The sequence below is a fragment of the Paenibacillus sp. cl141a genome (assembly GCF_900109305.1).
GTDB classification, from domain to species: domain Bacteria; phylum Bacillota; class Bacilli; order Paenibacillales; family Paenibacillaceae; genus Paenibacillus_AQ; species Paenibacillus_AQ lautus_A.
The window spans coordinates 436,618-460,706 of sequence record NZ_FNZO01000002.1; the positions used below are offsets into that span (position 1 = coordinate 436,618).

At 51.7% G+C, this 24,089-nt stretch carries 20 protein-coding genes; 14 read left to right on the top strand and 6 right to left on the bottom strand.

Translation table 11 applies throughout. The features are described 5' to 3' along the window. Positions 1-100 precede the first annotated feature (100 nt). On the bottom strand, positions 101-1,141 hold the full coding sequence (locus BMX45_RS07150) for a LacI family DNA-binding transcriptional regulator (protein ID WP_090909091.1): 1,041 nt from the start codon (positions 1,139-1,141) through the stop codon (positions 101-103). 581 nt (positions 1,142-1,722) lie between these two features. Between BMX45_RS07150 and BMX45_RS07155 the strand changes: the two genes are divergently transcribed. From BMX45_RS07155 to BMX45_RS07190, 9 genes are all read left to right on the top strand, one after another. Next, entirely contained in the window at positions 1,723-3,063 is a 1,341-nt protein-coding gene (locus BMX45_RS07155; RefSeq protein WP_090909092.1) for an ABC transporter substrate-binding protein, read from the top strand. Positions 3,064-3,168: 105 nt separating this feature from the next. Beyond that, positions 3,169-4,062: a carbohydrate ABC transporter permease gene (locus BMX45_RS07160; protein WP_009595691.1), complete on the top strand. Its 894-nt coding sequence runs from the start codon at positions 3,169-3,171 to the stop codon at positions 4,060-4,062. Continuing rightward, a complete protein-coding gene (locus BMX45_RS07165) occupies positions 4,062-4,898 on the top strand; it encodes a carbohydrate ABC transporter permease (RefSeq protein ID WP_090909093.1) in 837 nt (278 codons plus the stop codon). The genes BMX45_RS07160 and BMX45_RS07165 overlap by 1 nt, the downstream gene beginning before the upstream one ends. A 25-nt stretch (positions 4,899-4,923) precedes the next feature. Beyond that, positions 4,924-6,567 carry a hypothetical protein gene (locus BMX45_RS31720; protein WP_254777993.1) on the top strand — a complete coding sequence of 548 codons (1,644 nt, stop codon included), beginning with the start codon at positions 4,924-4,926 and terminating at the stop codon, positions 6,565-6,567. Continuing rightward, positions 6,534-7,649: a GH36-type glycosyl hydrolase domain-containing protein gene (locus BMX45_RS31725; RefSeq protein WP_254777994.1), complete on the top strand. Its 1,116-nt coding sequence runs from the start codon at positions 6,534-6,536 to the stop codon at positions 7,647-7,649. Before BMX45_RS31720 ends, BMX45_RS31725 begins: the two co-directional genes overlap by 34 nt. A gap of 78 nt (positions 7,650-7,727) precedes the next feature. Beyond that, positions 7,728-8,612: a hypothetical protein gene (locus BMX45_RS07175; protein WP_090909094.1), complete on the top strand. Its 885-nt coding sequence runs from the start codon at positions 7,728-7,730 to the stop codon at positions 8,610-8,612. 102 nt (positions 8,613-8,714) lie between these two features. Beyond that, entirely contained in the window at positions 8,715-9,803 is a 1,089-nt protein-coding gene (gene serC, locus BMX45_RS07180; RefSeq protein ID WP_090909095.1) for a 3-phosphoserine/phosphohydroxythreonine transaminase, read from the top strand. 132 nt (positions 9,804-9,935) lie between these two features. Beyond that, positions 9,936-10,400 carry a tRNA (uridine(34)/cytosine(34)/5-carboxymethylaminomethyluridine(34)-2'-O)-methyltransferase TrmL gene (trmL, locus tag BMX45_RS07185; protein ID WP_090909096.1) on the top strand — a complete coding sequence of 155 codons (465 nt, stop codon included), beginning with the start codon at positions 9,936-9,938 and terminating at the stop codon, positions 10,398-10,400. A gap of 198 nt (positions 10,401-10,598) precedes the next feature. Then, a complete protein-coding gene (locus tag BMX45_RS07190; RefSeq protein ID WP_009595823.1) occupies positions 10,599-10,853 on the top strand; it encodes an AbrB/MazE/SpoVT family DNA-binding domain-containing protein in 255 nt (84 codons plus the stop codon). A 285-nt stretch (positions 10,854-11,138) separates the two neighbouring features. On the opposite strand, the gene BMX45_RS07195 is transcribed toward BMX45_RS07190, so the two are convergent. Further along, positions 11,139-12,224, bottom strand: a complete 1,086-nt coding sequence (locus BMX45_RS07195; protein ID WP_090909097.1) for a phosphodiester glycosidase family protein — start codon at positions 12,222-12,224, stop codon at positions 11,139-11,141. Then, the gene (locus BMX45_RS07200; protein WP_090909098.1) at positions 12,221-12,628 is read right to left on the bottom strand and encodes a hypothetical protein; all 408 of its coding nucleotides are present in this window, start codon (positions 12,626-12,628) and stop codon (positions 12,221-12,223) included. The genes BMX45_RS07195 and BMX45_RS07200 overlap by 4 nt, the downstream gene beginning before the upstream one ends. 381 nt (positions 12,629-13,009) lie before the next feature. Between BMX45_RS07200 and BMX45_RS07205 the strand changes: the two genes are divergently transcribed. Next, a complete protein-coding gene (locus tag BMX45_RS07205; RefSeq protein ID WP_009595829.1) occupies positions 13,010-13,666 on the top strand; it encodes a DNA-binding response regulator in 657 nt (218 codons plus the stop codon). A gap of 111 nt (positions 13,667-13,777) precedes the next feature. After that, positions 13,778-14,992 (top strand): aminotransferase-like domain-containing protein, encoded by a 1,215-nt coding sequence (locus tag BMX45_RS07210; RefSeq protein WP_090909099.1) that lies wholly within the window; start codon positions 13,778-13,780, stop codon positions 14,990-14,992. A 123-nt stretch (positions 14,993-15,115) separates the two neighbouring features. On the opposite strand, the gene BMX45_RS07215 is transcribed toward BMX45_RS07210, so the two are convergent. After that, the gene (locus tag BMX45_RS07215) at positions 15,116-15,895 is read right to left on the bottom strand and encodes a DUF2161 family putative PD-(D/E)XK-type phosphodiesterase (protein WP_090909100.1); all 780 of its coding nucleotides are present in this window, start codon (positions 15,893-15,895) and stop codon (positions 15,116-15,118) included. Between the two features lie 264 nt (positions 15,896-16,159). Between BMX45_RS07215 and BMX45_RS07220 the strand changes: the two genes are divergently transcribed. Both BMX45_RS07220 and BMX45_RS07225 read left to right on the top strand, forming a co-directional pair. Beyond that, positions 16,160-18,055, top strand: a complete 1,896-nt coding sequence (locus BMX45_RS07220) for a PrkA family serine protein kinase (RefSeq protein WP_009595712.1) — start codon at positions 16,160-16,162, stop codon at positions 18,053-18,055. Positions 18,056-18,272: 217 nt separating this feature from the next. Beyond that, positions 18,273-19,334, top strand: a complete 1,062-nt coding sequence (locus BMX45_RS07225; RefSeq protein ID WP_090909101.1) for a globin-coupled sensor protein — start codon at positions 18,273-18,275, stop codon at positions 19,332-19,334. Between the two features lie 125 nt (positions 19,335-19,459). On the opposite strand, the gene BMX45_RS07230 is transcribed toward BMX45_RS07225, so the two are convergent. After that, on the bottom strand, positions 19,460-20,851 hold the full coding sequence (locus tag BMX45_RS07230; RefSeq protein ID WP_090909102.1) for a SpoVR family protein: 1,392 nt from the start codon (positions 20,849-20,851) through the stop codon (positions 19,460-19,462). 273 nt (positions 20,852-21,124) lie between these two features. Here BMX45_RS07230 and BMX45_RS07235 point away from each other — a divergent pair, with 273 nt between their 5' ends. Continuing rightward, positions 21,125-22,921: a S9 family peptidase gene (locus BMX45_RS07235; RefSeq protein ID WP_090909103.1), complete on the top strand. Its 1,797-nt coding sequence runs from the start codon at positions 21,125-21,127 to the stop codon at positions 22,919-22,921. A gap of 61 nt (positions 22,922-22,982) precedes the next feature. Here BMX45_RS07235 and BMX45_RS07240 read toward each other — a convergent pair whose 3' ends face one another. Further along, a complete protein-coding gene (locus tag BMX45_RS07240; RefSeq protein ID WP_090909104.1) occupies positions 22,983-23,966 on the bottom strand; it encodes a cation diffusion facilitator family transporter in 984 nt (327 codons plus the stop codon). Positions 23,967-24,089: the final 123 nt, after the last annotated feature.

Consider the following 24,089-nt stretch of genomic DNA (forward strand, 5'->3'; position numbering starts at 1 on the left):
TGGTGGTATCGATTCGTGACTGAAACCAATCCTAACATGGCTCTAAAAGACAAGGGGCTCATTAAGGCCTAACGCTCTGGCGGCCCCTTTGCCCGGATGTTTATCCGAAATACCCGTAGTGATGTGTGTTGCTCCCGCAAGATTCGCGGACGATGAGTTCGGGCTCGACGACAAAGGAACTGACGGGGGACTGTTTATGGATGAGGTCGTAGAGCATGAGTGCCGCCAATCGGCCGATTTTCTCTTTGTTTTGCCGAATCGTCGTTAGTTTAGGCGTTGTGTACTTGCATGCCTCGATATCGTCGCAGCCGATGATCGACATGTCGTCAGGGACATTCAGACCATGTTCTTGAAGCGCTTGGATGGCGCCGATAGCAATCTGATCCGAGGCTGCAAAAATGGCGCGGGGCAGGGAACCTGCCTTAATCAGCCGTGTCATCGCTTTATATCCGCTGGCCTCATAGAAATCATCCCCGTTCAGGAACCACTCGGCGCGAGCCGGAAGGCCGAAGCTGTCCATGGCGTTGCGATAACCCGCCTCTCGCATATTGGAGATTTCGGACTCCTTGCTGCCGCCAATGAAGCCCAAGTCTCGGAAGCCCTGGAGATAGAAATGCTCCACGACCTTCGAGGACATCTTGTAATTGTCGGACATGATATGACCCGACATTTCGCCGAACAGCTCAATATCGACCCCGATGCAGGGAATATCGCTCTCATCCAGCTCCTTAATCGAGGGCTCGATTTCCTCGCCGGATATAATGACACAGCCGTCTACCTGATAATGGCGGCACCGTCCGAGATAATCGGCATCCTCCCCCTGGAATTTCTCGTTCGAAAAAAACAGCAGATCGTAACCGAGAACGCCCATTTGCTTCTTAAAAGAATTCAGCACCTCAACAAAAAACGGGTGGGTAAAATCAACGTTCAGCTTTCCCGCAAAGATGACGCCGATTAGATTGGATTTTTTGGTTGCTAACGTTTTTGCGGAATTGGAAGGGGTATATCCCGTTTCTCTCATAATTTCCAACACGCGAGCTTTGGTCTCATCGGATACATCACTGTAGTTGTTGATAATTTTGGAGACGGTCGATACGGAGACCCCTGCCATTTTAGCGATTGTTTTGATGTTTAACGCCATGCGAAACGCCCCTTATTCTGTTTATAATGTCATTTCCATTATTTTCGTTAATTTTCGCTAATGTTTATCATGAATTTCCTTTATGCGTAATGTTTAGGGACAGAAAAGTTATGAGATACGTGTTTTCTGTCTAACTGAGGAGTGTGTTTTGAACGAATTTCCCATGATCCAATGAAATGATGACGGTTCACCTATGGATAAGGGCTTATCCAAGCCAAGGTTTACCATCCGGTGGCCATGTTATGCCACACAGATTCGAAACAGTTTCGTAACTCAGTGTATCTGCTTTAGCGAGGTAAGTCAATGAAAGAGAACAGGCATAAGGCTTGTCATAGTAAGAAAAAAGGATTGTCTCTGTTCGTTGGGAGAAAAGTATCGGAAACGATAAAAAAAAGCTTTGACAAACAAAATATTATGCGTAATAATAGGCCTCACGAAACCGCTTTCGGTATAATTCGCTCAATTACGAAAATTAATAATCACAGTTTCGTAGCATCAAGATTGTACAGGCCAAGAAAAAGCGGAATCATGAATCCGGTTTCATAATGAATTGCAATTTAATTTCAGGGGGTAACGAACAAATGATTAAGAAGTTATCAGCATTACTTTTGGCTGGCGCTCTAACCTTCTCGCTGGCAGCTTGCGGAAGCAGCGATTCAGCCGATCCAGGCGCACCTGCCAAAGGCGATAAAAAGGTCATCAAAATTTTACACTGGAAACAAGATAACATCAATAAAGCGATTGAAGAGATCAATAAGAAATTTGAAGAGAAGTATCCCGAGTATACGGTAGAGTATACCACTACGGGTCCGGATGACGAATACAAGCAGGCGCAGAGAGCAAGAATCACCGCCAATGACGTGGACGTTCTGGCCGATTTGTCGGGAATGAGACTCTCCCCGCAGGAATGGACGCCGGGCGCTAAAGTACCCGATTGGCAGCAATGGATCGATACCGGATTGATTGCGGATTTATCCGACCAAGCCTTCATTAAGAATTATAACGCAAACGATATCGAAAAAGCCGGAACTTATAACGATAAAGTATATGCCGTTCCTACAGGCAAGGTTGCGATGTCCGGTCTCTTCTACAATAAAGAAATCTTCGAGCAGAACGGCTTAAGCGTTCCGAAAACGTGGTCGGAGTTCATCAAGCTGAACGATGACTTGAAAGCCAAAGGCATCACACCGATTGTTGTAGCAGGTAAAGACGTATGGCCTTTGAAACTTCCAGTGTTCGCCCTGCAGGCCAAAATCCTGGGCGGCGGAGACCAGCAGAAATGGATCGAGGGCGTGTGGAAAGGCGAGACGGCTTATAACGATGAAGAAGCCATCGAGGTTTTGGAAAAAATGAAGACGCTTCAAGACAATTACATGATCGACGGCTTCATGGGGATCGATTATGCAACGGCGCCTTCCTATTTTGCAACAGGAAAAGCTGCGATGCTGGCTGACGGCTCTTGGGATGCCCCAACCGTTACGGCAGCTAATCCAGAGCTGAAATTCGGTTACTTCCCGCTTCCGGCTACCGAGGATGCAGCGAAGAACGCCTCCTTTGTCGGCAAGTATGACGTAACATGGTATGCGGCAGAGAAAGGTCCGAACAAAGAAGGAGCCCTGAAGTGGCTTGAATTCTTCTCGGAGCCGGAAAATTACACGACATTCGTGAAGGCAGCCGGATTCATTCCGACCCAGGACAACATTCAGACGGAAAGCGACTTCATTGACAATGAACTGACTCCTTATCTCGGCGAGTTCGAATTGGCGTACGAAATCATGATGATCAACCGGCAGAATATCGGCGAGCATCTGGCTGCAGAAGGCGTTCACACGGAATTCCTGGCACCGGGCGGACCATATAAAACGGCAAAAGAGCTGGCTGACATTCAGCAGAAAGAATGGGAAGCAGCCGCTCCGAAATAAACTTCTTCTATTATAAAGAGACTTGTATAGAAAGAACCATACTGTAATCGGGGTCTGTGCAGCAGGCCCCGACATGCATTGAAATGGATTTGCGAGGTGAGAGAGATGTATCCATTTGGAAAAGGGTTTAACCGCTTCATACCATTATTGCTGCTATTGATACCGATGGCGTTATACATTGTTTTTTATTTCGGGCCTTCGATCCTGACGGTCATCTATTCCTTTACCGATGTGAAGAACCTGCCGGGCAGCACCTATCAATTCGTCGGACTTGATAATTACAGGGAGCTCTTCTTCTCGGGGAACTCGGGCGAGCGGTGGCGCTCGATCGTAAATACCCTGATCTTCATGTTCGTCGTGACGATTGTGCAAAACGGGGTCGCCCTGTTTATCGCCGTAATCATTAACCAGCGGCTGAAAGGCGATTACTTCTACCGTGCGGTATTCTTCCTGCCGGTCGTACTCGGCGTAGCCGTGGTTGCGCTGATCTGGGGGATGATGTTCGATCCGTTGAACGGACCGGTCAACCGCCTTTATGACGCTCTCTTCGGCTATCAGGACATGTTCTTCGGCAGCTTTACCCATGCGTTCGGTTATATTATTTTCGTTCAGATCTGGATGTACATGGGCTACTCCATGCTGATCTTTCTGGCTGGCCTCCAATCGGTTCCGAAGGATTTATACGAGGCGGGTCATATCGACGGCACCAACAAGTGGCAGTCTTTCCGCCACATCACCTTCCCCCTGATCGCTCCGTCCTTCACGGTGAATATGCTGCTATCCATTATCGGCGCCATGTCGACCTTCGATATCATATTGGCGACAACGGACGGTCGCTTCAATACTAGGACGATGGCTTACGACGTGTACAAGGAAACGTTCCGGGGAAGCTTGGAAATGGGCCTTCCTTCGGCACTGTCCGTGATCCAGTTCCTGATTATTCTCCTGTTTGTTGTCGTAGCCGTCAGACAGACGCGTAAGAGAGAGGTGGAATATTGATGCGAAATTCCAAAACCACGCAAACTCTCTCTTATGCCGTCATAGGTTTGCTGCTGATTCTGTACGTCGTTCCGCTTCTGCTCGTCTTCAATGTATCGCTCAAATCCTTCAACGAATACTTGCTCAACCCGATCGGAATCGTGAAGAACATCGAATGGGGCAACTATTCCCAGGCATGGTCTGAAGGCAATTTCGCGGGTTATTTTGCGAACAGCCTGATCTATACGGTGACGGCGACGGTGCTGACCATCATCGTATCGTTGTTTGCGGCGTTTCCGGTCGCACGCGGTTATGTGATGTGGAGCGGCTTTATCTACATGTTCTTTTTGCTGTCCCAGTTCCTTCCGAACCCGATGGTTGCGCAGTATAAATTGATGCTGTCCTTCAAGGAAAGCGTTTCGTTCTTCGGGTATGATACCAAGCTCGGCTATATCCTGCTGAAAACGACGGGGACGGGCGTGGTGTTCATGATGTTCGTCGGTTACATCAAGTCGATCAGCCGCGATTTGGATGAGGCTGCAGGCATGGATGGCTCCGGCTATATCCGTTACTTGTTCCAGATCATTCTGCCGCTGATGAAGCCGGTGATCGCAACGGGCGTCATTCTGACCGCCATCGGAATCTGGAACGATTTTGTCGGGCCGATCATGTACCTGCCGAGTCCGTCCAACTATCCCATTACGTTCGGCCTGAAAGAATTCAGAGGGCAGTACGGGAATAACTGGCCGCTGCTTGCATGCGGAATTATGATCGTTGCCGCACCATTGATCATTCTGTATACGTTCATACAGAAGTATCTGGTGGACGGTGCCCTGGCAGGAGCCGTCAAATCCTAAGGCATAGAGGGGAAGAAAAAGCGATATGAAATCAACGGGATGGAAGTTCGAGGGGGATCAGGGCGTCTTTACGCTGCGTCATCCTGAACTTCATAACTATTTATATTTTCCTTTGGTCAACGAGGCGGGCATGATGTCGGCCATCACGCCGAATCTTCACGGCGAAATGACCAGCAGCCACAATACGTTTTTGATGTCGCCGGTATCGGTGGAGGATCTTCATAATTCCAAGTCCGCGCGCAACTTTTGGGTGCACATCGACGGGCATGGTGCTTGGTCCGTATCCGGCAACTCTGCGAAGCAGAATGCGAACCGGTTCATGCATCAGGAAGAAGAGGGCCAATTGGAAGCAGGGTTTCTATGGCACAAGCTGAAGCGGATGAACGGGGAGGCCGGACTGCAAACGGAAGTTACCAGCTTCGTGCCGGTGACGGATGACCAGATCGAGTTAATGAAAGTAACGCTGACCAATGTAGGCCAGCAGACGCTTAAACTTACCCCTACCGCGGCTGTTCCGCTGTATGGCCGTTCGGCGGATGATCTGCGGGACCATCGTCATGTGACATCCCTGCTGCATCGGATTTATGTCCATCGGGAAGGGGTCGAAGTGCAGCCCGTACTCTCGTTTGACGAACGGGGTCACCGTATCAATCGCGTATCCTACAGCGTGCTGGGTGCGGAGGGGGACGGCTCAGCCCCAATCGGTCATTTCCCGGTGCTCGAGGAATACATCGGGGAGGGCGGAGCTCTCGATTGGCCTGAGGCCGTCATTGCCAATAAGCCGGCATATGCCCAGGCTGGGGACTCCATGGAAGGGTACGAGGCCCTTGGCGGCCTGCGGTTCGCGGAGGCCCAGCTGCGGCCCGGTGAATCCAAAGCCTATGTTATGGCAATGGTCATAGCGAAGGATCGCGCAGACATCGAAAGGCTGTCCGAAACGTATTTATCGGAGAAGCGATTTGATGAGCTGCTTGCGCAGAACGAAGCCTATTGGAATGAGAAACTGAATACGGTATCCTTCCAGACCGGTGATCCGCAGCAGGATCTATGGATGAAATGGGTGACCCTGCAGCCGATCCTGCGCCGTTTATACGGAAATTCCTTTCTTCCCTATCATGATTACGGCAGAGGTGGCCGCGGATGGCGCGACCTGTGGCAGGATTGCCTGGCCTTGATGATTATGGAGCCTGCCGAGGTTCGGTATCTGCTGCTCAATAACTATGCGGGCGTCCGGATTGATGGAAGCAATGCTACGATCATCGGCACGAAGCCGGGTGAATTCGTTGCTGACCGGAATAACATCCCGCGCGTATGGATGGATCACGGCGCTTGGCCGTTCATGACCACGCTGCTTTATATCGATCAGAGCGGAGATATGGATTTTCTGAAGCAGCCGCAGACCTATTTCCGCGACGTATTCGTAAAACGCTGCCAGGAGAAGGACGCCGGATGGCTGCCTGAGCACGGGAATCGACTCTTGACCGTCAGCGGCGAGGTGTACGAAGGTACGGTCCTGGAGCATATGCTGCTTCAAAATCTGGTGCCGTTCTTTAACGTCGGCGAACACAACAACATCAAGCTCGAGGGAGCCGACTGGAACGACGGCTGGACCTTGCTCCGGGCAGAGGGGAGAGCGTGGCCTTCACGGCGTTTTATGCCAGCAATTTGATGCAGCTTGGCGATCTGCTGCTGGCGTGGCAGGATACCGAAGGCGTCGAGCATTTGGAAATCGCGGAGGAAATGGCGGTGCTTCTCGATTCGGTGACGGATCCCGTCTCGTACGAGGATGTGCAGGGCAAGCTGAATTTGCTGGATAGCTATTATGAGACCGTCAAGGTGTCCGTGACCGGAAACAAACGGAAATTCAGCGTTGCGGACGTTGTGCAGGATTTGAAGCGGAAGGCGGATTGGCTCGTCCAGCATTTGCGCTGCAACGAATGGATCACGAGCCAAGAAGGGTACTCTTGGTTTAACGGGTATTACAATAATGACGGCGCCCGCGTGGAAGGCGATCATCCCCTGGGCGTGCGCATGACACTAACAGGCCAGGTCTTTGCCGTTATGGGCGGAATTGCGGACGATGAACAGGTAGGGTACATCACGAAGTCGGTTGACCGTTACTTAAAAGACCCTAGCATCGGTTACCGCCTCAATTCGAACTTTGGCGAGATCCAACAAAACCTCGGGCGGGCATTCGGCTTCGCGTTCGGACATAAAGAGAATGGGGCCATGTTTAGCCATATGAGCGTCATGTACGCCAATGCGCTTTATAAGAGAGGTTTTGTCCAAGAGGGCCACGAGGTATTGCGTTCGATTTATGATCTGAGTCAGGATTTTGAACGCAGTCGCATGTATCCGGGCATTCCCGAGTACATTAACGAGAAGGGAAGGGGGATGTATCCCTACCTTACCGGGTCGGCAAGCTGGCTGCTGCTGACCATGCTAACCGAGGTGTTTGGAGTGAAAGGGAACCGGGGACATCTTCGCCTGGAACCGAAACTAAGGTCTGCTCAATTCGATGCCGATGGCCATGCCGCGGTCACTACCGGGTTTGCCGGAAAACAGCTTCAAATCGTATACGGCAATCCAAACCGGTTGGATTACGGAAGCTATGCGATCCAATCGGTTACGCTGAACGGTGAAAAGATCCAACTGCGCAGTCAAGAACCCGCGGCCGTCGAGCTGGATCGCAGCATGCTGTCCTCGTTATCCGGCAGCGAGCGGGCTTTGATTCACGTCGAGCTTGCCTGATACGCACTTCTAACAATTACGGAAGCCCTGGCAGACAAGTCGGCCGGGGCTTCTTCATCATGAATGGAGCGATGGTTTGTGGGACATCAACTAGCGAACGGACGATTGGAAGTCGAAATAGCGAAAGTCGGACGTTATCAAGGCACGCGTTTTGACCGCACGGGTTTCATCACCCAGGTGAAATTGACCGAGAGCGGCCATACCTTCTGTGTTCATGAGTTTGCGGAAGGGTTTAACCCGCAGGCCGGGTCCGGGTTATGCAACGAGTTCGGACTCCATGAAGGGATGGGGTACGCGGAGGCCGAAGTTGGAGACTGGTTTCCTAAATTAGGGGTGGGCCTTCTTAAACGGGTCAGCGAGGCCCCGTATAACTTTCAGTATGCGTATCCGGTGGAGCCTTTCGATGTGGAGGTCATTTCGGGTGACTCAAACATCTCCTATACGGTTCGTTCCAGGAGCATGAATGGTTATGCGGCAAGACTGGTGAAGAAGATCTCGATTGAAGATACCGTATTAACGATAGATTACGAGCTTATGAACGAAGGAAGCCGAAGGATCGATACGGAGGAGTATGTTCATAATTTCATAGGGATCAACGAGGAAGCGATAGGACCCGAGTATAAGCTGAAGCTGCCGGTTCCTGTCCGGTTTACGGAGGTCGAATCTGACTATACCTCGGACTTGCTGTCTGTCCAGGATAACGAGATAGGCTGGACCGCCAGACCGCATAAGCCCTTCTATGGAAGAATGAAAGGCTTCAACGGCAGCGATTATCCGTATTCATGGGAGCTGACGCACAGTGCCCGCAGGGCGGGGGTAAGGGAGATCAGCGATTTTCCGGTTGCGCATATGGCCCTGTGGGGGACCGGACACGTTATTTCGCCGGAAGTGTTTGTTCGATTAAGCCTGGCACCCGGAGAAAAGAGATCTTGGAGCAGAAAGTACCAATTCTTCTGCTGGTAACCGGAACAATTTAATGTGAATAATTACACTTGAAGGTCTATGGGATTGTTGCTATGATTAGCGTTAATTAGCATTCATAGTAGAGAAAGGGTGGAGAGTCTTTTGAGCAAGAGAGCATACAATTTTAACGCAGGACCTGCTGCATTGCCGCTTGAAGTGTTGGAGCGAGCCCAGGCCGAATTCGTCAATTACGGAAATACCGGCATGTCGATTATGGAAATGTCTCATCGCGGCGCCGTTTATGAAGCCGTTCATAACGAAGCGCAGGAGCGCCTGCTGTCCCTGCTGGGGAATCCATCCGGTTACAAGGTATTGTTCATCCAGGGCGGCGCAAGCACGCAATTCGCCATGATTCCGATGAACTTCCTGGGTCAAGGCCAGGTTGCGAATTACGTGATGACGGGAAGCTGGGCGGACAAGGCTATTAAAGAAGCCAAGCTGATCGGCGATACCCATGTGGCGGCATCTTCCGAAGAGAGCAAATACATGACTCTGCCCCGCATTCAAGACATTAAGCTGTCGGACAATGCAGCTTATCTCCATCTGACTTCCAATGAAACCATTGAAGGCACCCAGTTTAAGGAATTCCCGGATACCGGTTCCGTTCCGCTCATCGGTGATATGTCAAGCGATATTCTCAGCCGTCCATTCGATATGAACCAGTTCGCGATGGTGTATGCGGGTGCGCAGAAGAACCTTGGACCATCCGGCGTGGCGGTTGTGATCGTCAGAGAGGACATGATTACAGATTCTCCTAAACATCTTCCGACTATGCTTCGTTACAATACGTATTTGAAAAATAACTCGCTGTACAACACACCGCCTTCTTTCGGCATTTACATGATCAACGAAGTGCTGAAGTGGATTGAGGAGAAGGGCGGCCTCCAAGGTGTTCAAGAGTTGAATCGCAAGAAAGCGGCTCTGATCTATGATGCCATCGACAGCAGCGAAGGCTTCTACCGCGGCTGCGTGGAGGCAGAGGTGCGTTCCGATATGAACATTACGTTCCGTCTTGCCTCCGAGGAGCTGGAGAAGGAATTCGTGAAGGCATCGGAGCAAGCAGGCTTTGTCGGCCTCAAGGGCCACCGCAGCGTCGGCGGTTTGCGGGCTTCCGCATATAATGCCGTTCCTTATGAGAGCGCTCAGGCCCTCGTGGAATTCATGCAGGAGTTCAAGAATAGCCACAGCTAATTTCATGAGATTAGAAGACGATAACCTTCCGCCAAGCTGGCGGAAGGTTATTTTTGGATATTCCGGGAATTCGGAAGGGAATCGGTTATAATAAGATTAAAAATAAGCAGAAGAAAAGGTGGACTTATCAACATGGCATTACACATCGTACTAGTCGAACCGGAAATTCCAGCCAATACGGGCAATATCGCCAGAACCTGTGCCGCTACGGGCACGCATCTGCACCTGGTCCGTCCACTCGGCTTTAATACAGACGACAAGACATTGAAACGGGCCGGACTGGATTACTGGTACGCCGTACATATTGAATATCACGATTCCTTTGAGGAATTGCAGGCGCTCTATCCGGAAGGGCGTTATTTCTACGCTACGACGAAGGCTACCCAGCGTTACATGGACATCGAATATCAAGATGGGGATTTTTTGGTGTTCGGCAAAGAAACCAAGGGATTGCCTCCGGAACTGCTGGCCGCAAATGCCGAGCATTGCATCCGCATGCCGATGACGGATAAGGTCCGATCGTTGAATCTGTCCAACTCTGCGGCGATTATGGTATATGAGGCATTGCGCCAGCTGGATTTCCCGGGTATGGAATAAGAACAGCTGAAAAATCGCGCATTTTTGGGGAAAATCATCCAGTATACCTAGTTGATGTTGAAAAAAACTAAGAAATTCTTAACATCCAGCAGGATTCGACAACTTTTTATCGAACTATTATACTAGGCCCTTGTTATCAGTTCTGGAACTGTGGTGTCAGAAATCACTTGTTGAAAATGAAAGAGGTGTACAATCGTTATGAAACCTGCTGGTGTTGTCCGTAAAGTTGATCAGCTGGGAAGAATCGTTCTGCCTAAGTCTCTGCGCAAGAGATATCAAATGAACGAGGGGGATCCCGTAGAAATCCTTGTACAGGGGGACCATATTATATTGGAGCGCTATCGCCCGAAATGCGTCTTCTGTGGCTCCATGGACGGCGTAAGCGAGTTTAAGGAGCGCTATATCTGTTCGCAATGCATGTCCGAAATGCAGCAGCTTCCTAAACATGCCTAGTCTTATATAAATAATGAAATTCCTTTTGAGCATCGCTGCTGAGCGGTGCCTTTTTTGTCCGAGAAAAAATAAAACTCCCCCGATATACGAGGGAGTCGCCTTACAGGCCTTTGGTTTTGTCATCATTGTATGCCGCGGTCCAAATGCCAACCATATAAAGGGCGAATACGAGCATGACGATCCAAAATGTTAATGAGAACGACATTCATGCCACCTCCTGCTAAGCTAACTTTATTATAACCACCTTGGGCCAAAAAATAAACGAGAATATGAGTGCCGACTCTATCATTTGAAAAACAAGAAGTGCGTGGGGACCGGCCGCAGACTGCCGTCCGACGGCTTGTTCACGACGCGTCCGTTCAGAACAAGGGATGCGGAACCGCCGCCATCCAGGTTAAAGGCGTCGATCACGCCCATTTTTTTCAGTTTGGTTTGCAGCTCTTGCAGCGTGGCTCCCGATTTTCCCTTCTCATCATATCCTTCGGTAACGAGGATGAGCAGCTGATCGTCCTTGTAATTGCCGATGACCGTGCGCGGTGCCCGGCCGGGAGTCGTTTTCCATTTGTCGGGGATCGTCGTTTTCCTGCCGTTTTGGAGCAGCACCGGCACAAAGGTGGCCCCGAACATCGGATCGAGCCGGTCAAGGTCGCTCTGGCTGTAGAACTTGCCGCCGATCAGCTTGCCGGATTTGCTCAGGCCGACAAAGGCCAGATCCTTAAAGCTCGGTTGAAATCCCGAGACGTATTTGCCATCGTAAAAGGTCGTGCTCAGCGGATGTCTGCCCCCGTTCCCGTCAGCGTATCCGCCGGCATTAATCCCCGCAACGGCGCCATGCCGGCTTACGGCGCGCATCGTGGTTTCGACGGATCCGGGCCTGCCGCTTTCGCTGCCAAGCGACATCTTCATGGCGGAAGGATCCTTCAGTTTGACCTTCATCGCATAGCCGTGATAGGTGCCCGGATTGATCTTGTACAATTCGATTCGAATCCGGTCGCTGTTGACCGTCTCGATCGGGACACCCAGTTTGGCTGTAATCCGGCGATTATAGATTTGCTCCGGCCGCGCGGCCTGTGATTCCGCTGTTTGGAGAATGGTTCCTACCGTAGCGGTCGTCTGCCGATAGAGCTTGGCCGTTTTTTCAATGGAGGATATCGTCTGTTCTGCTGAGACTGCAGCTTGATCCAGATCCTGCTTGATCACGGCGGATTGTTCCGATATGCTGCCAGACGGTATGTACTCCGCGGTTTCGTACGACAGGCGCGGCGGCTCGGTGATTAACCACATGCACAGCAGCATCCCGATAAATGGTGCAATGGCAAGCATAAACGTACGGTTTAACTGTTTGGGACGGATATACTTCAGTTTTCTCACTTCAGCAGCTCCATCTTGCGTTCCAGCTCTTTCAGCTGTTTCTCGACCTGGCTTAATTGACTATACAGCTTGTTGCTGTTGTCCGTCTTGCCGCTAGCCTGATCCTTGGTAAAGGTCAGCAGCTCATTAAACGACTGAACCTTGCTCTGCATCTCGTCCATTTCCTGAACCAGCTCGTTAAACCTTTGGTCGTACTCCGCTTTGAATGCCGCCATCTCCTGGCGCGTGTCCTGCTGCAGCTGCGCCACGACTTGCTCTTTCAAATGATTGCTATATAGGTAGGCTGCGGTGGTACCCAGCCCGATCAGCACAATCCAAAATACCCAGAACCATTTGGCCGATGGCCCCTTTTGATGCACTTCCTCACGGGATTTATAGGGGGTATTGTTTTCCGGCTCCAACATTGGCATTTCATCACCCCTCAAAATCTATCATTTTTTCCAGGTATCATTCTATCATGTCAGGATTACTTTCGCAAAGACGAACCAATAGCACTTGTTTTTATGAAAAATAGATTGCTTAGAAAGTTAGAGTGGGATACAATCTGTATAGATTTGATTATCAATTAGGATACATATAAGACATTCGCCATGCATGCCGTCATAATCCCTGCGCCTATAGGATTAATTAACCTTTTTTCTATGCGAGTAACAGCGGGAATTTGCGTCTGTCCATATCTGCAAACAACGGGAATTCGCAATGACGGTAACGCAAGGAATTGACGGCGCTTACTTAATAGAGATGCTAGGGAGCCAAGTTTGTTGATACAGGAGGTCTATTAGAAAATGAATCAGGTTTGGCGGGTAGTTATCGTCGGCAGTCAACCTACAAGCATGCTGGGAACGAAATTGATTTTGGAAGAGCAGCAGGATCTGCTCGTTGAGGGAATGACATCCTCGGGTTCGGAAGGGCTTCGAATGGTCGAGGATTTGCTTCCTGACTTGGTACTATTGGATTATCATTTGTCGGATCATACGTCCGAAGCGGTGTTGGAGCAGATGAAGCTGCTGTCACCGAAGACCCATGTCGTTATTATGACCGATAATGACGGGCTTCCCTTGCTCCAGTCTTTGATCAGTCGCGGCGCGAGCGGCCTGTTGTCCAAGCAGGCGTCCACTTTCCAGCTCATACATATGATTACCGGACTTCGGGAGGGCGTTGCCTCGCTGCCGCTCGACTGGGTAAGGCAAGGCATCTGGCCGCTGACGGCCTCTGCGATGAACGAAGGCGGGCTCCAGCTCTCCGAGACGGAGGCTTTTATAATGGAACGGATCGTCCAGGGCATTACGTACGACAAAATCGCCATGGAAATTCAGGTAAGCCGCCGCTCGATCGACAACTACCTTCGCAAAATATACGTGAAGCTCGGGGTTTCCACACGTGCGCAGGCCATCGAGAAGTATGCCCTGTACACCCGCCAAGGCAGGCAAATTTATGCCTAATGCAGAATTAAGGTTATAATATATAAATATCAGGAATACCTTTTAGAGGTTATATAAGAGGCTCCTGAATACAAAACCGAGGTTTTGATAACGGTTAGAGGGGGGACTTCCATGCAGTATTCCTTTGCTTCCCGTGCACAGACCCTTTTGTCATCCCCGCTGCGCGATATCAGGGAACTTGCGAAGCGGGATTCTTTTATTTCCTTGGCGGAAGAGCTGCCGGCCGAAGAGTTATTCCCTTTGCATTCGCTGGCAGAGGCGGCGACAGCGGTGCTGTCCGAGGACCCGCTGGCCCTGCAGTACGGTGAGGCGGAAGGCTATGGGCCGCTCCGCGAGTGGCTGAGCGAGGACTTCTCCCGGCGGAAAGGCCTGAGCGTCCAGCCCCAGCATATTTTGCTGACGACAGGCACCCAGCAGGCCATCGATTTGCTGGTCAGGGTGTGCGTGGACCCTGGGGATCCGGTGCTGGTGGAGAACCCGACCTCCCCCGGACTGCTTCAGGTGCTGCGTCTTCAAGGTGCCGTCATCGTTCCTGTGGAGGGAGATCATGACGGGATGCTGCCCGAGCATCTGGAGGCCATGATCCGGCAGCATAAGCCGAAGCTGCTTATGGCCGCGCCTAATTTTACCAATCCGACCGGCGTCATGTGGAGTTTGGAACGGCGTCAGCAGGTGCTGAAGCTATGCGTCTCGCATGGGCTTCTTGTCGTGGAGGATGATTCGTACGGCGACCTTCATTTCGCGGATGCCAAGAATCCGAAGCCCCGCCTTCCTTCCATTTTCTCGCTCGAAGAGCCGCAGGGAGGACATGTTCTGTATGTGGGCTCTTTCAGCAAAACCGTTGCCCCCGCGCTTCGAACGGGATGGGCCGCCGGGAGCCGGCGATTGATCGAGATGATGACGGCCGTGAAACAGATGGCCGACTGGCAATCCAGCATGCTCAACCAGCGGATGCTGCACCATCTGCTGGAATCGAAGCATTTTAAGCTGGAGGATCATATTGACATGCTCAACCGGGAGTACGCAACGAGGCTCAAGCTGATGGTGGAACTGCTGAAGCGCAGCGCATGGAAGGATTCGAGGTACGCGGTACCGCCTGGCGGGATGTTTCTCTGGGTGCAGTTGCCCCCAGGATTGGACGGGGATGCGCTCCTGAGGGCGGCCTTGCTGAAGGGAGCGGCCTTCCTTCCGGGCTCGATGTGCTCGGCGGCAGATCGAACCAGGGAGTGCATCCGGCTGAATTTTACGCATCCCGGGCGGGATGAGCTGCTGCTCGGCATGAATCTTATCAGCGAAGCCGTGATGGAATTTACGGCCCGGAATTAGACATGGAAGATTCCTTTTACGAACGCGTTGAACATAGCAAAGCTGCAGATCGAGCCAGGCTGATAGGCTCAATCCGCAGCTTTTTTTCATGGGCGGATTCGTATTTCAAGATCCGTTCTATAATTATGATTTCAATACGGTGGCATAGTCTGCCAGGGCCTGCACGCCTGCCGGCGTCAGCACGTAGCGTCCGCGGCTCACCCGGCGGAACCAGCCGTAGTAGTTGCGTTGCAGAATGTCTGCCGCCGAACCCACGCCGCTCCGATCCCGAACAGCCGCGGGAGAAATGCCGGGCGACACTGCAGGGACAGCTTTTTCTTGGAGTTCACGCCCATCGGGAGCAGCTTCGTGCATGCTGCGCTGCTCCGCTTCCGCTGCATTCATGGCAGCAGCAACGCGCAGCGTTTTCTCACGGTAAGCCGTCACCAGCTTGGCCCTCGTCACCCCGCCCGTGTTGTAATCGCCGCTGCGCTCCCGAAACTCGTACAGCAGGCGTTCCTTGCGCCTAATGGCAGTGCGGCCCTTCTGCACGGCCATCTCCGGCTCGCAGAGCACTTCGACGAAGGGCGCCTTGGTTTTGTAGAAGGTGACCGTGATGAGCCCCAATCCCAGTCGACCGCAAAGCCCCGTCAGCTCGGACCAGCGCTGGTTGACCGCTCCTTTCTTCGCCCGGCTCTTCTCGACGGCCAGGTATACGTACGGGGTCAGCTTCAGCCGCTCAATGCCCTGGAGCAGAAGAGCCAGATTGAACGTTTTTTTCAGCTCCACGATCAGCGGTTCATCGGCCCCGTCTTTCATGCCGACCAGATCGCAATTCCGTACCTCGCCTTTGACTTCATATCCGTTTAATTCAAAAAAGGCCTTCAGGGGAGCGTACAGCTCGGCTTCATGCTTTATCGCCATGATGACTCTCCTTTTAATCGAAAGTTGCTAATGTTACGTCAATGTAATTTCAGTATAGCATGGGGACTGCTTTCGCGGCGTACCCGAGTGTAGAATGAACCGGTGGTTAGATAAAAAAGCATAAGCGTGACTTCGAAAATAAGGTCAACTATTCCAAGCAAGCCGCATAGGTATGTAATACACTTTTTCGATAATGGAATGTTTTCTAATGACGCTGTGGAATGGAAGCCAATCCCCATAAACAGACTCATAGGAGGTAGCGATATGGATATTTTCGAACGCATAGCATCGTATCGGGCAGAAGGCGACCGTTTGGCGTGGAGCGGCACATTCAGGGAATACATTGAAATACTTAAGAAGGATCCCTCTCCAGCCATGACGGCCCATGCCCGTGTATATGACATGATCGAATCCTACGGTTTCGAAGAGAGCGGGGGCCAGAAAAAATATAAGTTTTTTGAACAGGAAATCTTTGGCCTCGACCGGGCTGTCGAGAAACTCGTGGAGGAGTACTTCCATTCGGCAGCCCGCAGGCTCGATGTACGCAAACGCATACTGCTGCTTATGGGACCTGTCAGCGGCGGCAAATCCACGCTTGTCACGATGCTGAAGCGCGGCCTCGAGAAGCATTCCCGTACCGACCGTGGAGCGGTATACGCGATCGCCGGCTGCCCGATGCAGGAAGAGCCGCTGCATTTGATTCCGACGGAGCTAAGACCGGAGATCGAGAAGGAGCTCGGCGTCCGAATCGAAGGGAATTTGTGCCCGGCCTGCCAGCTTCGGCTTAAAACCGAGTACGGCGGCGATATCGAAAAGGTTGAGGTCGAGCGGATATTAATCTCCGAGGAGAACCGGGTCGGCATCGGCACGTTCAGTCCGTCGGATCCCAAGTCGCAGGATATTGCCGATTTGACCGGCAGCATCGATTTCTCCACCATCACGGAATACGGCTCCGAATCGGATCCGCGCGCCTACCGGTTCGACGGCGAGTTAAACAAAGCGAACCGCGGTTTGATGGAATTCCAGGAGATGCTGAAATGCGACGAAAAATTTCTATGGAACTTGCTCTCCCTGACCCAGGAAGGGAACTTTAAAGCGGGCCGGTTCGCGTTGATAAGCGCGGATGAGCTGATCGTGGCCCATACCAACGAATCCGAGTATAAGGCGTTCATTGCCAATAAGAAAAACGAGGCCCTGCAATCCCGGATGATTGTCATGCCGATCCCATATAATCTGCGAGTCAGCGACGAGGAGAAGATTTACTCGAAGCTGATTGGCCAAAGCGACATGAAGCATATCCATATCGCGCCGCACGCGCTTCGTTCTGCCGCGATATTCTCCGTCTTGACGCGTCTGAAGGAAACGAAGAAGCAGGGCATGGATCTGATCAAGAAGATGCGCATGTACGACGGGGTGGAGGTTGAAGGGTATAAGGAAGCGGACCTGAAGGAGATGCAGAATGAATATCTGGAGGAAGGCATGTCCGGCATCGATCCGCGTTATGTCATCAACCGGATATCCAGTGCTTTGATTAAGCAGGATCTTCAGTGCATTAACGCGCTGGATATGTTGCGGGCGATCAAGGATGGGCTGGATCAGCATGCGTCCATTGCCAAGGAGGAGCGGGAACGCTATCTGAATTTCATTGCCGCCGCTCGCAAGGAGTATGACGATCTGGCCAAGAAGGAAGTCCAGAAGGCTTTTGTGTATTCCTTCGAGGAGTCCGCCAAGACGCTGTTCGAGAATTATTTGGATAACATCGAAGCGTTCTGCAACTGGACGAAAATCCGCGATCCGTTGACCGACGAGGAGATGGATCCAGACGAGAGATTAATGCGCTCGATCGAGGAGCAGATCGGCGTGTCAGAGAACGCAAAGAAGGCGTTCCGGGAGGAGATCATGATTCGTATCTCGGCTTATTCCCGCAAGGGCAAAAAGTTCGAGTACCACAATCATGAGCGCCTTCGGGAAGCGATTGAGAAGAAGCTGTTCACGGACCTCAAGGACATCGTCAAAATTACGACCTCGACCAAAACGCCGGATGCCGTGCAGCTGAAACGGATCAACGAGGTAAGCTCCAGGCTGATCGAGGAGCATGGGTACTGCCCGGTATGCGCCAATGAGCTGCTGCGTTACGTGGGCAGCCTGTTAAACCGGTAAGACGAATACGAAAATAGCAGAAGCGGAATGTCTGGAGAAGTCGCCTGTGGAATTGGGTGGCTTCTCCTCGTTTGGAGGGGATTGCCCGATTGGAGGTGCAAATCTACACACAATTAGGACTTTGGGATTATGCCGAGGTGGTAAATATAGGCTATAATGGACCCTAAGTACTTGAAGCTGTGATATGGATCACCTATTTAGGAGTGGATTTTTCGAAATGATTGATGTTTCCCCGAAAAGACGCCAGCAGTTGGAGTATATCGGATTGGACGAGCAAGGATTGGAGCTTCTCGCAAATCATCGCGAGGTATTTGCGAAGGTGGTTGAAGAGGTCGTGGACCGGTTTTACGCGCAGATCGGAACGCAGCCGCAGCTGATGCAGATTATCGGACGCACCTCGACCGTGGAACGGCTTAAGGAGACCCAGCGGGTGTATTGGATGTCGCTTGCTTCAGGTAGAGTGGACGATGCTTATATTGCCGAACGGATTAAGATCGGACAAGTTCATTCCAGAATCGGCCTGACCACGGACTATTACCTTGGAAGTTACATGGTTTATTTGGATATTGCCGCCGATTTACTGAAGAAGCTCGTACCGGATCAATGGATTCAAGTGGTGCATGCCCTGAGCAAAATGTTTAACCTGGACTCCCAGCTCGTATTGGAAGCTTACGAAATGAAAGAGAAAGAGAAGATCAGCAACCTGGCTTCGGATCAGCAAAAAATGTTGGAAGCGATTACAACTGCAGTTCAAGAATTGACGGCCATGATCGTGGAGCTGGATCAGAGCGCGGCGCTGATGGCCGACAACGCCATGAAAACAGCGGAGGCGCAGGATAAGGCGCATACGCTGACTTCCGAGCTGGGCGAAGAAATTTTGCATATCGAGCAGATGGGAAGTTTGATACGGGAAATTTCGGATCAGAGCCACCTGCTCGGCCTGAACGCGGCGATCGAGGCTGCCCATGCCGGGGAGTTAGGCAGAGGCTTCGAGGTGGTCGCCGGTGAAGTGCGGAAGCTGGCCACCAACTCCAAGAAGGCGATGGATGAGATTCAGGACAAGGTCAGCGGCATTATTCGCAAGCTGGGGCTCGTGGAGCAGGAATCGGAGAAAACGTTCATGAACGCGCGTAATCAGGCAGCAAGCTCGCAGGAATTGGCCGCCTTCGTGAAAATGATGGAGAAGCTGGCCGATGATTTGGAATCGCTTCAACACGAATATGATATTCGGAAGCACGATATCGAGATCGAAACCTCATCCGAGAAGGTCAGCGTATAACAGGGGTCAAGAAGCGAACGGATGACGTGCCTATACGTAAACGAACAGCAGCACCCGCGAATGGATCAATACTCATCGCGGGTGCTGCTGTGATATATACCGCTGTTTTGCTGCTTCAACCGCCGTTAAATAAACCGTCGATGCAGCTTCTTGCCGTCATAGGAGAACAGAATCGGTTTGCCTTCGATGATGCTGTGCAGATGCACGGGTTTGCCCCAGAGCCGGTAAACATAAGGGATGGTGCGCTCCATATACTTCAGGTCGAGCTCAATGCCCTCGTACAAATGCTTGATCATCAGCTCACCGGAACGGAGATGATCGCCGTCGGTCACGACGAGAAACGGCGAGCCGCCGTTTACGCGGGAGACGACCAGCTGATCGCGGATGTTTTCCCATGCCTTGTCGGTGATTTTCCACTCCGGCCCTTTTTTCTCGAAGACATAGAGGTCCAGGTCCTCCACGAGTTCCTTTGTTAAATAATTGCGCAGGAAGGAAATATCGGAATCGTATTCGCGTACATCAAACATCTTCTCCCGATCCCAGCGGCGCTCGATATCCTCGAAGATTTTCAGTCCGAGGTAGTAGGGATTCAGGCTGTGGCGCGACGGCTGTACGACCGAGGCGTTGAGCTTGGCGAACTCCACCGTTTCCTCGCTGGTCAGGTCCATTTCCCGCAGGATACGCTGATGCCAATACGAAGCCCAGCCCTCGTTCATGATTTTGGTTTCCATCTGCGGCCAGAAATACAGCATCTCCTCGCGCAGCATGCTCATAATGTCCCGCTGCCAATCCTCCAGAATGTCGGAGTGCTCCTGAATGAACCACATGATGTCTTTTTCCGGATCGGGCGGGAAGCGCTTGGGCGCAGCCGGCAATTTATCGGTTTGTTTGTCACCGTCTTCGTCCATTTCCCATAAATCGTCATACCGGCCGGGAGGCTTCTGCCGCTTGGCTTCCTCCTTCTGCTCCTGCATCCGTCGTGCCGTGTAGCGCTGTTTATCGAGTTTATCGGGTCTCACGATATGGGGATCCACATGCTCCTGAATCGCCAGCACGGCGTCGATGAACTGCTCAACCGCCTCCGTGCCGTGTTCGATCTCATAGCGGGAGATGCGCTCCGCCGTGGCGGACATGCTCTCGACCATATTGCGGTTGGAGACGGAGAAGCGGGCGTTGTTTTTGAAAAAATCGCAGTGTGCAAGGACATGGGCGACAATGAGTTTGTTCTGGATCAGGGAGTTGCCGTCCAGGAGAAACGCATAACACGGATTGGAGTTGATTACGAGCTCGTAGATTTTGCTTAGGCCAAAGTCGTACTGCATTTTCATTTTATTGAAGGTTTTACCGAAGCTCCAGTGGCTGAACCGGGTAGGCATGCCGTAGGCGCCGAAGGTGTATATGATGTCTGCCGGGCAGATCTCATATCGCATAGGGTAAAAATCAAGGCCGAAGCCTGTAGCGATCTCGGTAATCTCCGCAATGGAACGTTCCAGTTCCGCGATCTCGTCTTGGTGCACGAGAATCCCCCCTTCGTCATTAAAAACATGGTTCTTATCATTTATATGGAATCCTGCAGCAGATATGCGGGCAGAAGAGGGGGCGCCGGGAATATATACAGGCCTCTGTCAAAATTTGTGCATCATCTCGGTCTGCAGACTTAGTAAACTACCCGACTATGTAACGGTGACCCCCGGAATGCTTTGCGTTATAATGGGAATAATCCAGCGGTTTGGAAGACTTGCCCATTTATTAACCGATGGATAATAAGATGAGGTCAGGGAGGCAAATGAATGATCGAATTTCCTAAGTCCGATGTGGAGCAATTTTTTCAAACGTATGGCATTCGTACCTTCGGAATCAGTGCAGACGAGTCACGGCTTGTATTCAGCAGCAGTCTAAACGGAAAGTTCAATTTATGGGCCATGGAGTTAGAAGGGGAGACGTCCTACCCTTATCCGCTTACATACAATGACCAGATCGCAAGCTTCATTAAGCTGGACCCGGAAGGGCGGCATATCTTGACGGCGTTTGACCGCGACGGGAATGAGAATTATCAGTTTCATGCGTTGCGCTGGAACGGCGGCGAGCCGCTGCCTTTGTTCGAAGGGGCGGATGCGGAGGACAAACATTATTTTGTGCATCTGTCAGAGGACGGGAAGCGACTGTATTATGTCACGTCGAAGGGGAATCCGTCCTTCCTGAATTCGCGCGTGTATCATCTGGACACCAAGGAGGATCATTTGCTGCATGAGGGCGAGGGGACATCGACCGAAATGTGTGCCGTGAGCCCCGACGAGAAAACCATCGCATATACGAAAATGTATGCCAACACCTACTATGTTAGTTACGTGAAGCGAGAGGGCGAAGAGCCGTTGTGCTTGACGCCTGCGCCTGAACAGGTGCATATTTCGGGGGATGTGCTGTTTGTCAGCAATGACCAGGTCATTTTTGCAACAGACTATGAATCCGAATTTTCTTATGTGGCCCGTTACGACATCCCGCAGCAAAAGTTTGAACCCCTGTGCCGCATCGACCGGGAGAGCATACAGCTCTTGCGCTTCCATAAGGATTCACAAACCCTGTACATCGTTACGGAAAAAGGGGTAGAGGATCGACTGTATGCCTATTCGCTCGACAGCGGTGAGTTAACCGCCATTCCTCTTCCATCGGACATCGTGGAGCAGCTGAACGTCACAAGGTCCGGCAATCTGTACCTGCTCGCCCGGGGTGCGGTGAAGCCGCTTAACATTTACCGTTATGCAGACGGCTCATGGAGCACGATCACAAAGAACGTGCTGACAGGGTTGACCGATGAGGACTTGGTGACGCCGGATGTCGTGACGTATCCATCTTTTGACGGGATGGAGATCGAGGCCCTCCTGTTCCGCGCCAAAGACAACGTGGCCAACGGTTATACGGTGTTTTGGCCGCATGGGGGCCCGCAAGCCTCGGAGCGCAAGCAGTTCCGCTCCATGTTCCAGTATATTCTGGCCAAAGGGTATCACATCTTCTGCCCGAACTTCCGGGGAAGCACCGGTTACGGCAGCTCCTTCGTGAAATTGGTGGAGCAGGATTGGGGCGAGGGACCGCGCAAGGACTGCTTGGCAGGCATGGATTGGTTGTTCGAGCAGGGAATATCGAGCCGCGAGAAGCTCTTCGTGATGGGGGGAAGCTACGGCGGTTATATGACGCTGCTGCTGGCGGGCCGGAATCCGGAGTATTTCAAGGCGGCCATCGACATCGTCGGGGTCAGCAACCTGTTTACCTTCTACGATTCGGTGCCGGAACACTGGAAACCGATTATGGAGCGCTGGATAGGTGATCCCGAGAGGGATAAAGAACGCTTCATCAAGGATTCGCCGATTACGTACCTGGATGATATGGTGAACCCGATGCTCATCATCCAGGGAGCCAACGATCCGCGCGTTGTTAAAGAGGAGTCGGACCAAATCGTCGAGGCCTTGAGAGCCAAGGGCCGTGACGTGGAGTATCTTGTGTTCGAAGACGAGGGGCATGGGATTACGAAGAAGGCCAACGAAAAGATCGCTTATGCACGGATAGTCGAATTCCTAAAGCGCAATCATTAAGCGTCGCATAAAAAAAGAGGCATGCCCGAGGTCCAAACGGACCCTGAGTCATGCCTCTTCCTTATTGACCCGGATGCTCCAGATCCTCTCTTGGATTCCAGAGCTTGATTCCGTCGTCCTCCAGTATGCCCAAGGTCACGTCCGAGATGTTCGGATCCTGGGTCAACAGGGCGTTGATTCTCATTTTGGATTGCCCGGCTTCGGCCAGGGTCATCCCTTTTTTCAGCTCGATGTAGGCTTCCACATGATAATTACGGCCTTCTTGCAGAATACGCAGACGATTGATGTCACGCACATCCGGATCGGCAAGAATGATTCTGGAGATCTTCTCCTCCACATCCTTCGGAGCGGCCACCCCGATTAAACCGACCATGTTGTCATATCCGACCTTAAAAGCTACGCCTACCATCAGACAGCCGATCAGGATCGTGGCGATTCCGTCCAGGATGAGGAAATTGAAGAAATGCGCGAACACGATGGCGATCAGCGCGAAGAGGGCGCCAAGCGTTGCAACAATATCTTCATAGAACACAAGCCGCGTCGGCGGGGCGGCGCGGCCGGCATTTTTGAAAGCGGCGGGCAGCAAGGAAAGTCCTGATGCTTCGGCGCCGGTTTCCTTCATAATTTCTTTCATGGCTTTAACCAGGATGGAACCGTCAATGATAACAGCAATGGCCAGCACAATGAAATTGAGCCAGAAATTCGTGGCTTCTTCCGGATGTTTTAACAGCTTGAAGCCCTTCAGTATCGTTTCATAGGCCATGATGGTGACCACGATCACCGCGACCATGCAGACCAGGTTAATGACCCTGCCGAAGCCGGTGGGGAACTTCTTGGTCGGCTTCCGCTCGGCCAGGACGCTGCCTACGAATACGAATCCCTGATTCACGGCATCAGCCACCGAATGCATGGCGGAGGCAAACATCGTCCCGCTGCCGCTGATGGAAGCGGCAATCCCCTTGATGATGGCCAATCCCGTATTGCCCAGTGCGGCAATGGCGGAAGAGGTATTTCCTTTCTTAATGAGCTGCCATGTGTTATTCAATCCAAACCCTCCGTCTATAATGTCGATTTTTAGTGGAATCCGAAGTATATATTATCATATCATGCCAAATTAAGGATATCCCTCTCTTTTTAGATGAAATAAGATTACACAAAAATTACTTAA